Genomic DNA, 13,443 nt, shown 5'->3' with positions numbered 1-13,443 from the left:
GGTTAGCGTAATAGCGTGCCTGCTTTGGCGCTTATAGGCTGTGTCACTATGAGTCTCGATTTCTCCCAGCCTTTCACTGAACGCACTCCGCGGGTGGTCAACGCGGCGAAGTTGAACCGTGCGGCGGGGCGTCGTAAAGCGAAAGCTTTCTTGGCGGAAGGGGAGAACTCCGTTGAGGCGGCTGTGGCGACGGGCGCGGCGACGGACCTGTTCGTGACGGAGGCTGCGACTGACCGCTTCGCGGATATTGTGACCGCGGCGGGCTATATGGACGTGTTCACGCATGCGATCACGGACAAGGCGGCGCAATCGCTGACGGACACAGTGCACACGACCGGTATCTTCGCGGTGTGCAGGCCGGTGACGTGGACGCTGGGCGCGATTTTGAAGGGGCGCCCGAAGCTGGTCGCGGTGTGCGTGGAGACGAATGATCCGGGCAATGCCGGAACGATTATTCGCCTCGTCGACGCGCTTGGTGCCGATGCAGTCGTCTTCGCCGGCGACACCGTCGACCCGGAATCCCCGAAGGTCGTGCGCTCATCCGCTGGCTCGCTGTTCCACGTCCCGGTCGCCCGAGAGCGCGACATCAAGGGGGCGCTCGGGCAGCTGAGAGCAGCAGGCTTATCGACGTTCGCCACCACCATGCACGGCGAGCTCGACTTGGCAGCTCCCGGTGGTGCCTTGGACCAGCCCACCGCGTGGCTGTTCGGCAACGAAGCCCGCGGACTGCCCGAGGGTGTGCTGGAAGCTGCCGACCACACTGTCTCCATCCCGATCACCGGCTCCGCCGAATCGCTGAATCTGTCCACTGCGGCGTCGATCTGTTTGTGGGAGTCGGCGAAGGCGCTCGCAGAGGATTAGGCACTCGGCGGGACGGGGGCACCACTCGGCGCGGCACCACCAGATCCTGCCGGGCCACCGGGGCCACCGGGTCCACCGGGTCCACCGCCCATGCCGGGTGCAGCGCCGCCGGAATTCGGTGTCGTGGTGTCGATGGGGACATCGATGGTCGCGTTGTAACCAGACCGGACATCTCCGGATACCGCAGGGGTTTGCTGTTCCCAGCCGTCGCTGAAGATATTGTCGGTCTCCAGCGTGATTCGGGAATAGGGCGTTCCGGAGTCGGTGTAGTTGTCAGTTTCGTACACCGCGTCGCAGACCTCTTCCGGAATAGCGATCTGCGAAGTGAGAATCGCGTTCGTGCTGTCGGCGATATCGTCCACTGAGGGGAACACCTCGAAGTGGATATGAGGCCAGCGACCTTCGTAGCACCCCGGAACGATGGTCGTGAACTCTACGTATCCGTCATCGCCGGTGACTTGGACACCACGCAGGTACGTTTCGTCTTCCAGGCCGGATGAATACATGGAGTAGCGGCCGGCAGCGTCGCAATGCCAAATATAGACAGCGGCACCCACCATCGGGGAGTTGTTGTTGACCATGTCGACGATGTTCATCCGCAACTTCAGCGGTACACCACTTGCGGTTGCGCCGCCGCCGATTGAGCCGCGGATATCGCTGCGCTCAACACCGACCTTCTCTAGAACGTCTGGCCCGTTGGAGCCGTCGCCCGGATATGGCCCGGCCGTTTCGCTGTTCATCTCAGTGAGGTTTTCAGCTGTACTGGTGGGAGAAGCAGACGACGTACTTGTCGGGGAGGTCGTAGTCAAGGATGCGGTGTTCTCTTCGCCCGGGGCGCACGCCGCAAGGGCGACTGATCCGGCGCCTAGGCCGAAGATACTCAACAGTTTGCGCCGTGACAAGCGGTTTTCAATAGTGGCGATGTCGAAGATCAGACCTTGGTCTTCGGGATCCTCTGCTTGGTTTGGCAGTACGCGGCCCTCGAAAGTTCTCGGAACTTCATTGACGCCATTCACTGTGTTGTTTTCACGGGTGCCCAATTTCAATGTCCTTCTCTGTACTGGGCGGAGCCGGGGATGTCTTGTCCCTCGTGGGATACCGGCAAGAGCACTGTAAAAAACATTTCTGTGGTGGCACCCCTATTGATGTGTCAGGACGCGCAAAACATGGCCACAGTTAGGCAATGTTTCAACTGCGAGTTGGCTGTTCGAGATCACTGCGGGGTGCGCGGGACCGCGCAGGTATGCTTGTCACCGTTCTATATCGCTGCCGGGAAAGAAAGGTGCGGGTGTAGTGAGCACCGAAATTGAACTGACCGAGGACGCCCTGAACAAGGCTGCGGACGAGGCTATCGCTGCTTTTGAGGCGGCGCCGGACCTGGCGTCGCTGGAGGAAGCGAAGCGCGGGCACTTGGGCGAGCAGTCGCCGATCATGCAGGCGCGCAAGTCGCTCGGGTCGATTCCGAAGGAGCAGCGCAAGGACGCGGGCCGCTTCGTGAACATGGCGCGCGGACGCGCCGAGAAACGCTACGGGCAGCTCCACGCCGAGCGGGAAGCCGAGCACCGTGAGCAACAGCTGCGCGAGGAGAAGGTCGACGTCACGCTGCCGACGTCGCGTACGCAGGCGGGCGCGATGCACCCGATCACGACTCTGAGCGAGCAGATCGCCGACATCTTCGTTGGCATGGGCTGGGAGGTCGCAGAAGGCCCGGAAGTCGAGGCGGAGTACTTCAACTTCGACGCCCTGAACTTCATCCCGGACCACCCGGCGCGCACGCTGCAGGACACGTTCTACATCGGTGAGGAAGGCTCCCGCCAGGTCATGCGCACTCACACGTCGCCGGTGCAGGTGCGCACGATGCTCGAGCGCGATCTTCCTATTTACATCGCCTGCCCGGGCCGTGTGTTCCGTACAGACGAGCTCGATGCCACGCACACTCCGGTCTTCCACCAGGTGGAGGGTCTCGCCGTGGACAAAGGGCTCACCATGGCGCACTTGCGTGGCACGCTCGACCACTTAGCCAAGGTGCTGTTCGGCCCGGAGACGGAGACGCGTATCCGCACTAACTATTTCCCGTTCACTGAGCCGTCCGCGGAGGTGGATGTGTGGTTCCCGAACAAGAAGGGCGGCGCCGGCTGGATCGAGTGGGGCGGCTGCGGCATGGTCAACCCGAATGTTCTCCGCGCGATGGGGATCGACCCGGAGGAGTACTCCGGCTTCGCATTCGGCATGGGCATTGAGCGCACCCTGCAGTTCCGCAACGGGCTCACGGACATGCGCGACATGGTTGAGGGCGATGTGCGCTTCACGCTGCCGTTCGGTGTCCAGGCGTAAATAGGGAAGGTCTTAGGAGAAACAGAATGCTTATTTCCCAGAAGTGGTTGACGTCCCTGCTGAACAACGCCGGTAACCCCGGCTGGTCGGTGAGCCCAGAGGAGCTCGACGCCGGTTTTGTGCGCGTCGGCTTCGAAACGGAGGGCTACGAGCCGCTGCCGGAGGTCACCGGTCCGCTCGTCGTGGGGCGAGTCGAGGAGATCGAGGAGCTTACCGGGTTCAAGAAGCCGATCCGCTACTGCCAGGTCAACGTCGGCGACGCCAACGGCACGGGCGAGCTGCAGGGGATTATCTGCGGCGCCCGCAACTTCGCACTGAACGATCTCGTCGTCGTCTCCCTGCCGGGCGCAGTGCTGCCGGGCGGGTTCGAGATCTCCGCGCGCAAAACGTACGACCATATTTCCAACGGCATGATGGCCTCCGAGGCGGAGCTCGGCCTCACGACCAAGAGCGACGGCATCATCGTCCTGCCGGAGGGTGCGGGCGAGCCGGGCCAGGACGCGCGCGAGGTGCTCGGCGGCTTCGACGACACTGTTTTCGAGGTCAACGTCACTCCCGACCGCGGCTACGCGCTCTCGGCGCGCGGGCTCGGCAGGGAAGTGGCCTCCGCCTTCGGGCTGGAGTACAAGGACGTGGCGGAGGATGCGTCGATAAGCGGTGTCGATCTGTCTGCCGTGCCGGAGCCAACAGGCGACGTTCTGCCCGTGACGGTTGAGGAATCGACGAAAGCCGTGCGCTTCGGCGTGCGGAAGGTGGAAGGCATCGACCCGGCCGCGCCGACGCCGTTCTGGATGAAGCGCGCGCTGCTGCTCAGCGGAGTGCGTTCCGTCAACGCGGCGACGGATGTGACCAACTACGTCATGCTGCTGCTCGGCCAGCCGATGCACGCATTCGACGCTAAGAAGATTGCCGGCGGGCTGCGCATCCACAATGCTGATGGTGGCGAGGAATTCGAGACCCTCGACCACGTGAAGCGCACCCTCACCCCGGGCGACGTGGTCATTTCCGACGACAACGGTATTCAGTCGCTCGCAGCGATCATGGGCGGCACGACCTCCGAGATCGCCGATGACACGACCGAGGTCTATTTCGAGGCCGCGACGTGGGATGCGCTCACCGTCGCGCGCTCCGCACGCCACCACAAGCTCAGCTCCGAAGCTTCTCGACGCTTCGAGCGCGGCGTCGATCCCGCCCTCGTCGAGGTCGCCCTTGATATGGCATGCGCCCTGCTGGTCTCCATCGCCGGCGGCACCGTGGCGGACAAGCGGACGATCGTCGGCGAGACCCCGCAGCGTACGACAATCCGTCTGCGCGCGGCGCGGCCTTCCGAGTTGATCGGTGTGGATTACTCGCTCGAGACCGTGGTTGGTCGTCTCGAGGAGGTCGGCTGCCGTGTGGAGCAGAGCACGGAGGACGGAGAGACTGTGCTGTCCGTGACCCCGCCGACGTGGCGCACCGACCTGAACGAGCCCGTTGAGCTCATCGAGGAGATTGTGCGTCTTGAGGGCCTCGACGACATTCCCCTCGAGATGCCGACTCCCCGCGGCGGCCGCGGCCTGTCGCCCCTCCAGCGCCGCCGCCGTGCGGTGACGCACGCGCTGGCGTACTCCGGCTACGCCGAGGTCATCCCGACACCGTTCATGTCCAACACCGTGCTGGACACCTGGGGTCTGGACGCCGACGATGCACGCCGCAACGTAGTCTCCGTGCAGAACCCGCTCGACGCCGACTACTCCGTTCTGGCCACGACACTGCTTCCGGCAATGCTGGAGGCTGTCGGCCGCAACGTCGCACGCGGCCGCCACGACCTTTCCCTGTTCTCCGTGGCGCAGGTGGCGTTCAAGACTGCCGATACCTCCCCGATGCCGAGCGTCGCGCAGCGTCCTGAGGACGCGGTGGTCGAAGAGCTGATCGCGTCCCTGCCGGAGCAGAACCTGCACGCCGCGACTGTTGCAACCGGCAACACCGAGCTCACCGGTCCGTGGGGCGACGGCCGCGCGTACACGTGGGCCGATGCAGTGGAGGCGGCCCAGGTTGTCGCCCGTGCCGCGGGCGTGGACCTCGAGCTTTCCGCCGCGGAGGAGCTGCCGTGGCACCCGGGTCGCTGCGCTGCGCTGTCTGTCGCAGTTGAGGGAGAATCCCGTGTCGTCGGCTACGCAGGCGAATTGCACCCGCAGGTGCTCGAGGCACTGGGTCTGCCGGCGCGCACGTGCGCGATGGAAATCGACCTCACCGTGCTGCCGCTGGCGGAGAAGCTTCCGGCCCCGGTGCTGTCGTCCTTCCCCGCCCTGCACCAGGATGTCGCGCTCGTCGTCGACGAGGAGATCCCGGCAGAGGCCGTGCGGAAGACTCTGGAGGACAATGCCGGGGAGCTCATCGAAGAGGTCACGCTTTTCGACGTCTACCGTTCCGGTTCCCTCGGCGACGGCAAGAAGTCCCTCGCCTTCGGTCTTGTGTTCCGCGCTCCCGACCGGACCCTCACCGAGGATGAAGCATCCGAGGGTCGTCTGGCAGCCGCGAAGGCCGCGGAACAGAAGTTCGGCGCACAGATGCGCGCATAAAATGATTTGCGTGTAATAAATTGCAATCGGTGTCGGTGCTGTGTAGCCTGACGCTATGAGCTACTCAGTCGCTGTCGCAGGTGCCACCGGCTACGCAGGCGGGGAAATCCTCCGCCTGCTGGTCGGCCACCCCCGTTTCCTGGACGGAACGTTGGAAATCGGTGCGCTGACCGGAAATTCGAATGCCGGACAATCTGCCTCTGACGTGCTGCCGCACGTTCCCCAGCTCGCTGACCGCGTGATCGAGGAGACCACCGTCGAGGTGCTGGCGAAGCACGACGTGGTGTTCCTTGGCCTCCCGCACGGATTCTCCGCCGAGATCGGTGCCGCGCTGCCCCAAGAAGCGCTGGTGCTGGACTGCGCGGCCGATTTCCGCCTCCGCAACGCCGAGGACTGGACTGCATATTACGGATCCGATCACGCTGGTTCCTGGCCCTACGGAATACCCGAGATGCCTGGCCACCGAGAGGAGATCGCGGCCTCGCGGCGCATCGCCGTACCGGGGTGCTTTCCCACGGGCGCGACGCTCGCCGCTCTGCCTGCCGCGGCTAAGGGTCTGGTGGAACCGACCTTCAACGTCGTCTCCGTGACTGGTGTATCCGGTGCCGGTAAGAAGGCGAACGTGGACCTGCTCGGCGCGGAGACCATGGGCTCGTTGAAGGCCTACAGCACCGCCGGCAAGCACCGCCACACCCCGGAGATGGTGCAGAACCTTTCCGAGGTCGCCGAAGGGGACGTCTCGGTGGGCTTCACTCCGGTCCTGGCTCCGCTCACCCGCGGCATTCTCTCCACCGTCACCGCACCGGTGGCACCCGGTGTCACCGAAGAAATAGCGCGCGAGGCATACGAGGAGTTCTACGACCGCGAACCGTTCGTGCGTCTGCTCCCGCAGGGGCGCCAGCCCCAGACCCAGCACATCGTGGGCAGCAATATGTGCCTGATGCAGGTCGAGGTTGATGAAGCGGCGGGCGTTCTGCTGGCGACCTCGGTGATCGACAACCTGACGAAGGGAACCGGCGGGGCAGCGGTCCAGTGCATGAACCTCGCCCTCGGATTCGATGAAACCGAGGGACTGCCGCAAGCGGCGGTGGCCCCCTAAGCGTTTGAAGCAAAGGAAGACGAAGACATGTCTACGACAGGTGTGACAGCCCCAGCCGGGTTTTCCGCTGCTGGCGTCACGGCAGGAATCAAGCAGTCCGGTAAGCCGGACATGGCGCTGGTGGTCAACAACGGCCCGCGTTTCGACGCCGCTGCGGTGACCACCCGCAATAAAGTCGTCGCGGCCCCAGTGAAGGTCACCCGCCAGGCACTCAACAACGGTGCGTTGACGGCTGTGGTGTACAACTCTGGCAACGCGAATGCCTGCAACGGCAAGCAGGGCGATGTCGACGCCCAGGAGATGCAGGTCGCCACTGCCCGCGAGCTCGGCGTGGATCCGCAGGAGGTCGCGGTGTGCTCCACCGGGCTTATCGGGGACCTGCTGCCCATGGACGTGATCCGTGGCGGGATCACCAAGCTCGGCGCGAATCTGGGCGACAACGGTGCCGCAGCGGCCGAAGCCATTTTGACCACGGACCTGGTGGCTAAGGAAGCGGTCGTGGAGCGCGACGGCTGGAAGATCGGCGGCATGGCCAAGGGCGTCGGCATGATGGCGCCGTCACTGGCGACGATGCTGGTGTGCATCACCACCGATGCCGTGGTCAGTTCGGCGGTCCTGGATTCGGCGCTCCGTGAAGCCGCCGGGTCCACCTTCAACACCCTCGACATCGATGGCGCCACCTCCACCAACGACACGGTGATCGCCATGGCTTCAGGCGCATCCGGTGTACAGCCGGACGCACAGCAGTTCGCCGAGGCCGTCACCGAGCTGAGCGAAGAGCTGTCGCGCCAGCTGCAGGCGGACGCGGAGGGTGTGACCAAGCGCGTCGTCATCACGGTCGAAGGGACCGCCGACGACGTACAGGCCCTCAACGCAGCCCGCACGATCGGCCGAGACAACCTGGTCAAGTGCGCCATGTTCGGATCCGACCCGAACTGGGGCCGCGTGCTCGCCGCTGTGGGGATGGCAAACGCGGAGATGGACCCGGAGAAGATCACGGTGTCCTTCAACGGCACCCCGGTGTGCGTCGACAGCACGGGCACGCCAGGTGCGCGCGACGTGGACCTGAGCGGTGCCGACGTGGAGGTGCTCGTCGATCTGGGCACCGGTGGTCCGGGACGGGCGAGCGTCCGCACGACGGATCTGTCGTACTCCTACGTGGAAATCAACTCGGAATACTCGACCTAGGAACAGGGGGTACGTGAGATGAAACTGAGCAACCGGGACCGGGCGCACGTCCTTGCCGAGGCGCTGCCGTGGCTGCAGCACTACCGCGACAAGATCGTAGTGGTGAAGTACGGCGGCAACGCCATGATCGACGATGACTTGAAGTCCGCGTTCGCCGCGGACATGGTCTTCCTGCGCACCGTGGGCGCGAAGCCGGTCGTCGTGCACGGCGGCGGTCCGCAGATCACTGCGATGCTGGGCCAGCTGGGCCTCGACGGGGGCGAGTTCATCGGCGGTTTCCGTGTGACGACGCCGGAAATTCTCGACGTTGTCCGCATGGTGCTTTTCGGCCAGGTCGGCCGCGACCTGCTCGGCCGCATCAACTCCCACGGCCCCTATGCGGTGGGCACGTCGGGCGAGGATGCCGGGCTGTTCACCGCGCAGAAGCGCTACGTGGAGGTCGGCGGCGAGAAAAAGGACATCGGTCTCGTCGGCGAGATCGTCGATGTGAACCCGTCGGCAGTCATGGACATTATCGAGGCCGGGCGCATTCCGGTCGTCTCCAGCATCGCGCCCGGGACCGACGGCAACGTGTACAACGTCAACGCGGACTCGGCGGCTGGTGCGCTCGCGGCGGCGCTCAAAGCGGAGCGTCTCGTCGTGCTCACCAACGTGGAGGGCCTCTACACGGACTGGCCGAATAAGGACTCCCTGCTGTCCAAGATCACGTTGAGCCAACTCGAGCGCATAGTCCCGGGTTTGGATTCGGGCATGATCCCGAAAATGGAGGCCTGCATGACGGCGGTGCGCGGGGGAGTAAGCGCCTCGCACGTCATCGACGGCCGCATCCCGCACGCGGTGCTGCTCGAGCTGCTGACCATGGGCGGTGTGGGCACCATGGTGCTGCCGGACGATTATGAGAAAGAGAACTACCCCGAAGGAACCGTTTTCAGGAAGGATGATCCGCAGTGATGAGCAACCGTGATGCACTGGACCAGTGGTCGGACGTGTTCATGAACACGTACGGCACGCCGCAACTCCACCTCGTCAAAGGGGAGGGCGCGACGGTCACCGACGCGGACGGTGAAACGTACGTGGACATGCTCGCCGGTATCGCGGTCAACTCGTTGGGGCACGGGCACCCCGCGCTTGTCGACGCCGTCTCCTCCCAAGCCGCCACACTTGGACACATCTCGAATTTCTTCGGCTCCGCCCCGACGCTTCAGGCGGCATCCACGCTGCGGCAACGTTTCGGCGACCCCGAGGCGAAGGTCTTCTTCTGCAACTCCGGCGCAGAAGCCAACGAAGCCGCGTTCAAGCTCTCGCGCTTGACTGGCCGCTCGGTTGTGCTCGCTGCGGAGAACGGCTTCCACGGCCGGACGATGGGCGCGTTGTCGCTCACCGGCCAGCCGGGCAAACGGGAGCCCTTCGCGCCGCTCGTCCCGGGTGTCGAGTACTACCGTTACGGCGATATCGGGCATGTGCGGCAGCTCGTCGATAAGCATGCCGGTGATGTCGCCGCGATCTTCCTCGAGCCCATTCAAGGCGAGGTCGGAGTCGTCCCCGCGCCGGAGGGGTTCCTCGCAGAGCTCAGGCAGCTGTGCGATGCCCACGGCATCCTCATGGTCGTCGACGAAGTGCAGACAGGCGTGGGGCGCACCGGCACCTTCTTCGCGCACACGCAGTCGGGAGTGCGGCCGGATGTGGTCACTATGGCGAAAGGCCTGGCGGGCGGGATGCCGATCGGCGCTGTCATCGCAAACGCGAAAACCTCGGCTCTATTCACGCCCGGTGCCCACGGCACGACTTTCGGCGGGAACCCGCTCGTCTGCGCTGCCGCTAACGCGGTGCTGGACATCGTCGACGAAGAATTCTGTGCCGCGGTGAAGACTAAGGGCGAGGGGTTGGCGCGCGACGTCGGCAAGCTTGCCGGCGTCGACCACGTGCGCGGCCGCGGCCTGATGCTCGGAGTCGTGCTGACCAAGCCCGTGGCGAAGGAGGCGGTGCGCGTCGGCCTGGAGCACGGCGTGATCCTGAATGCGCCGACCGACACCGTGATCCGCCTGACCCCGCCGCTGGTGATCAGCGACGAGGAATTGTCAGGCGCTGTCGGTGCCATCAGGGCGACCCTCAACGAGTGCCTGGAGGAGAAGCGATGACCGCGCCCAATTCGCGCACTGTGCGCCAGGCGAAAATCCTGGCCATCCTCGACCACACCCGTGTGTCGTCGCAGGTGCAGCTGTCCGAGCTGTTGCTCGACGAAGGAATCGATATCACCCAGGCGACCTTATCCCGCGACCTGGACGAGCTCGGCGCGCGCAAGGTGCGTCCGTCCGGCGGCGGACGCTCGTACTACGCGGTGGGGGAGGAAGCGCAGTCCTTCCAGGCCTCGCCGAAGGGACCGCGCGACAAGCTGCGCCGCATGTTGGCGGAGCTCGTCGTGTCCATCGACCACACCGGCAACATTGCTGTGCTACGGACCCCTGCGGGCGCGGCGCAGTACTTGGCAAGCTACATTGACCGGGTGGCACTAGAAAAGGTCGTGGGCACGATCGCGGGAGACGACACAGTGTTCGTCCTCGCACGTGAACCGCTCACGGGAGCCGATCTCGCCGCGGAATTCATGGGCGAGGTGCAAAACGAGCCCCACGACGACTAGCTCGACAACTGAATTTTAGAAGACCTGACACTTTCAAACTGCTGATGTGAAGGAGCATTGCCTGTCATGACTAACCGTGTTGTTCTCGCGTATTCCGGTGGCCTGGACACCTCCGTGGCCATCCCGTACCTCGCCGAAATGACCGGCGGCGAGGTCGTCGCCGTCTCCCTCGACCTGGGCCAGGGCGGCGAAGACCTGGAGTCCGTGCGCCAGCGTGCGCTCGATTGCGGCGCTGTGGAATCCATCGTCGTGGATGCCCGCGACGAGTTCGCCGAGGAATACTGCCTGCCCACCATCAAGGCGAACGGCATGTACATGAAGCAGTACCCGCTGGTCTCCGCGATCTCCCGCCCGCTGATTGTCAAGCACCTCGTCGAAGCGGCGAAGGAGCACGGCGGTACCCACGTCGCGCACGGTTGCACCGGTAAGGGCAACGACCAGGTGCGCTTCGAGGTCGGTTTTGTCAACCAAGACCCGGACCTGGAGATCATTGCACCGGCCCGCGACTACGCGTGGACCCGCGACAAGGCGATCGAGTACGCGGAGGGCAAGGACTTGCCGATCGAGCAGTCCGCCTCATCGCCGTTCTCCATCGACCAGAACGTGTGGGGCCGCGCCGTCGAGACCGGCTTCCTCGAGGACCTGTGGAACCCGCCGACAAAGGACCTCTACGCCTACACCGAGGACCCGGCGCTGGGCAACGCCCCCGACGAGGTCATCATTTCCTTCGAGGGCGGCAAGCCGGTCGCGATCGACGGCCGCAAGGTCACCGTGCTCGAGGCCATCGAGGAGATGAACCGCCGCGCAGGTGCCCAGGGTATCGGCCGTCTGGACATGGTCGAAGACCGCCTGGTGGGCATCAAGTCCCGCGAAGTCTACGAGGCACCGGGCGCAGTCGCCCTGATCACCGCCCACGAGGCGCTGGAGGACGTCACGGTGGAGCGCGAACTCGCCCGCTACAAGCGCCTTATCGACGCCCGCTGGTCCGAGGAGGTCTACGACGGCCTCTGGTTCGCACCGCTGAAGCGCTCTCTGGACGCTTTCATCGAGTCCACCCAGGAGCACGTCACCGGCGATATTCGCATGGTGCTGCACGCAGGTTCCATCACCGTCAACGGCCGCCGCTCCAACCACTCCCTGTACGACTTCAACCTGGCCACCTACGACACGGGCGACACCTTCGACCAATCCCACGCCAAGGGCTTTGTCAAGCTTCACGGCCTGTCCTCGCAGATCGCCAACAAGCGCGACCGCGAGGCGGGCAAATAAGCCGCCAGGCTTATCGACGAAAGGACGGTTGGAATGGAACAGCACGGCACCAATGAGGGCGCACTGTGGGGCGGCCGCTTCTCCGGCGGCCCCTCGGAGGCGATGTTCGCGCTGAGCGTGTCCACTCACTTCGACTGGATTCTCGCGCCGTACGACGTGCTCGCCTCGAAGGCCCACGCGAAGGTCCTGAATCGGGCCGGTTTGCTCACGGACTCCGACCTTGAGGCAATGCTGGCCGGGCTCGACCAGCTCGGCCGTGATGTCGCCGACGGCTCTTTCGGGCCGCTGCCCACCGACGAGGACGTGCACGGCGCAATGGAGCGCGGCCTCATCGACCGCGTCGGCCCCGAGCTGGGCGGCCGGCTGCGTGCCGGGCGTTCCCGCAACGACCAGGTGGCCGCGATGTTCCGCATGTGGTTGCGCGATGCACTCCGCGATGTCTCGCAGGACCTCTGCGATCTCGTTGAGGCGCTGAGCAACCAGGCCGCGGCACACCCGGATGCGATCATGCCGGGCAAGACCCACTTCCAGGCCGCCCAGCCGATCCTGCTCGCGCACTCCCTGCTGGCACACGCCCAGCCTCTGTTGCGCGACCTGGAACGAATCCGCGACCTGGACAAGCGCGTGGCTGTCTCGCCATACGGCTCCGGCGCTTTGGCGGGCTCCTCGCTGCAGCTCGACCCGGAGGCAATCGCGGAGGAACTCGGCTTCGATTCCGCCGCCGATAATTCCCTGGACGGCACGTCCTCCCGCGACTTCGTCTCCGAGGGGGCGTTCGTGCTGGCGCAGATCGCCGTGGATATCTCCCGCCTATCGGAGGAGATCATCGCCTGGTCCACGCCGGAATTCGGCTACGTCACGCTCGATGACGCCTGGTCCACCGGCTCATCGATCATGCCCCAGAAGAAGAACCCGGACGTCCCGGAGCTGGCCCGCGGCAAAGCTGGCCGCCTGATCGGTAACCTGACCGGGCTGCTCGCCACCTTCAAGGCGCTTCCTCTGGCGTACAACCGTGACCTGCAGGAGGACAAGGAGCCGATCGTCGACTCCGTCAACCAGCTGCGCATCCTGCTGCCGGCCATGACCGGCCTGGTGTCCACGCTGACTTTCCACGAGGACCGCATGCGCGAACTCGCGCCAGCTGGCTTCACCCTGGCCACCGATCTCGCCGAGTGGATGGTCCGCCAAGGCGTTCCGTTCCGCGAAGCCCACGAGGCATCCGGCGCATGCGTCCGTATCGCCGAGGCCCGCGGAGTGGATCTGGTGGACTTGACGGATGAGGAGCTGGCGGGCGTCGATAAGCGGCTCACACCCGATGTGCGTGAGGTGCTCACGATCGATGGTGCCGTGGCCTCGCGCGCGACACGGGGCGGAACCGCCGGCGTGCGTGTCGCCGAGCAGCGCGCGCGTGTCGACGAAGCCAACGCAGCCGCGCGCACATGGGCGAAAACCCCGGTGCGCGGGGAGTGAACCCGCACCTGAACCGCAGATGA

Annotated in this window: 11 protein-coding genes; 10 read left to right on the top strand and 1 reads right to left on the bottom strand. The window is 65.0% G+C overall.

The features are described from left to right. The first annotated feature begins 48 nt into the window (after nt 1-48). The gene (locus tag QYR03_RS02670; RefSeq protein WP_301712936.1) at nt 49-861 is read left to right on the top strand and encodes an RNA methyltransferase; all 813 of its coding nucleotides are present in this window, start codon (nt 49-51) and stop codon (nt 859-861) included. Here QYR03_RS02670 and QYR03_RS02665 read toward each other — a convergent pair. Further along, the gene (locus QYR03_RS02665) at nt 858-1,877 is read right to left on the bottom strand and encodes an intradiol ring-cleavage dioxygenase (RefSeq protein WP_301712976.1); all 1,020 of its coding nucleotides are present in this window, start codon (nt 1,875-1,877) and stop codon (nt 858-860) included. The two genes, QYR03_RS02670 and QYR03_RS02665, sit on opposite strands and share 4 nt — an antisense overlap. Before the next feature lie 277 nt (nt 1,878-2,154). Here QYR03_RS02665 and pheS point away from each other — a divergent pair, with 277 nt between their 5' ends. From pheS to argH, 9 genes are all read left to right on the top strand, one after another. Then, complete coding sequence (gene pheS, locus QYR03_RS02660) at nt 2,155-3,195, top strand: phenylalanine--tRNA ligase subunit alpha (protein ID WP_259851425.1); 1,041 nt, start codon at nt 2,155-2,157, stop codon at nt 3,193-3,195. Between the two features lie 26 nt (nt 3,196-3,221). Continuing rightward, nucleotides 3,222-5,756: a phenylalanine--tRNA ligase subunit beta gene (gene pheT, locus QYR03_RS02655; protein ID WP_259851426.1), complete on the top strand. Its 2,535-nt coding sequence runs from the start codon at nt 3,222-3,224 to the stop codon at nt 5,754-5,756. A 55-nt stretch (nt 5,757-5,811) separates the two neighbouring features. Next, the gene (gene argC / locus QYR03_RS02650) at nt 5,812-6,855 is read left to right on the top strand and encodes an N-acetyl-gamma-glutamyl-phosphate reductase (RefSeq protein ID WP_259851427.1); all 1,044 of its coding nucleotides are present in this window, start codon (nt 5,812-5,814) and stop codon (nt 6,853-6,855) included. A 27-nt stretch (nt 6,856-6,882) separates the two neighbouring features. After that, nucleotides 6,883-8,043 (top strand): bifunctional glutamate N-acetyltransferase/amino-acid acetyltransferase ArgJ, encoded by a 1,161-nt coding sequence (gene argJ, locus QYR03_RS02645; protein ID WP_259851428.1) that lies wholly within the window; start codon nt 6,883-6,885, stop codon nt 8,041-8,043. Nucleotides 8,044-8,061: 18 nt separating this feature from the next. Further along, complete coding sequence (gene argB, locus QYR03_RS02640) at nt 8,062-8,994, top strand: acetylglutamate kinase (protein WP_259851429.1); 933 nt, start codon at nt 8,062-8,064, stop codon at nt 8,992-8,994. Beyond that, a complete protein-coding gene (locus QYR03_RS02635; protein WP_259851430.1) occupies nt 8,994-10,181 on the top strand; it encodes an acetylornithine transaminase in 1,188 nt (395 codons plus the stop codon). Before argB ends, QYR03_RS02635 begins: the two co-directional genes overlap by 1 nt. Further along, nucleotides 10,178-10,681: an arginine repressor gene (locus QYR03_RS02630; RefSeq protein WP_259851431.1), complete on the top strand. Its 504-nt coding sequence runs from the start codon at nt 10,178-10,180 to the stop codon at nt 10,679-10,681. The genes QYR03_RS02635 and QYR03_RS02630 overlap by 4 nt, the downstream gene beginning before the upstream one ends. Nucleotides 10,682-10,747: 66 nt before the next feature. After that, on the top strand, nt 10,748-11,950 hold the full coding sequence (locus QYR03_RS02625; protein ID WP_259851432.1) for an argininosuccinate synthase: 1,203 nt from the start codon (nt 10,748-10,750) through the stop codon (nt 11,948-11,950). A gap of 33 nt (nt 11,951-11,983) precedes the next feature. Next, on the top strand, nt 11,984-13,420 hold the full coding sequence (gene argH / locus QYR03_RS02620; protein WP_259851433.1) for an argininosuccinate lyase: 1,437 nt from the start codon (nt 11,984-11,986) through the stop codon (nt 13,418-13,420). Nucleotides 13,421-13,443 lie beyond the last annotated feature (23 nt).

The organism is Corynebacterium sp. P4-C1 (genome assembly GCF_030503595.1).
Taxonomy (GTDB): Bacteria; Actinomycetota; Actinomycetes; order Mycobacteriales; family Mycobacteriaceae; genus Corynebacterium.
This window is presented reverse-complemented; position numbering and strand designations above follow the sequence as displayed.

What these genes read in the sequence shown, in the direction of transcription:
- pheT (WP_259851426.1), top strand. Translation starts at nt 3,222, where the DNA reads ATGCTTATTTCCCAGAAGTGGTTGACGTCCCTGCTGAACAACGCCGGT.
- QYR03_RS02625 (WP_259851432.1), top strand. Translation starts at nt 10,748, where the DNA reads ATGACTAACCGTGTTGTTCTCGCGTATTCCGGTGGCCTGGACACCTCC.
- QYR03_RS02630 (WP_259851431.1), top strand. Translation starts at nt 10,178, where the DNA reads ATGACCGCGCCCAATTCGCGCACTGTGCGCCAGGCGAAAATCCTGGCC.
- argJ (WP_259851428.1), top strand. Translation starts at nt 6,883, where the DNA reads ATGTCTACGACAGGTGTGACAGCCCCAGCCGGGTTTTCCGCTGCTGGC.
- argC (WP_259851427.1), top strand. Translation starts at nt 5,812, where the DNA reads ATGAGCTACTCAGTCGCTGTCGCAGGTGCCACCGGCTACGCAGGCGGG.
- argB (WP_259851429.1), top strand. Translation starts at nt 8,062, where the DNA reads ATGAAACTGAGCAACCGGGACCGGGCGCACGTCCTTGCCGAGGCGCTG.
- QYR03_RS02635 (WP_259851430.1), top strand. Translation starts at nt 8,994, where the DNA reads ATGAGCAACCGTGATGCACTGGACCAGTGGTCGGACGTGTTCATGAAC.
- QYR03_RS02670 (WP_301712936.1), top strand. Translation starts at nt 49, where the DNA reads ATGAGTCTCGATTTCTCCCAGCCTTTCACTGAACGCACTCCGCGGGTG.
- argH (WP_259851433.1), top strand. Translation starts at nt 11,984, where the DNA reads ATGGAACAGCACGGCACCAATGAGGGCGCACTGTGGGGCGGCCGCTTC.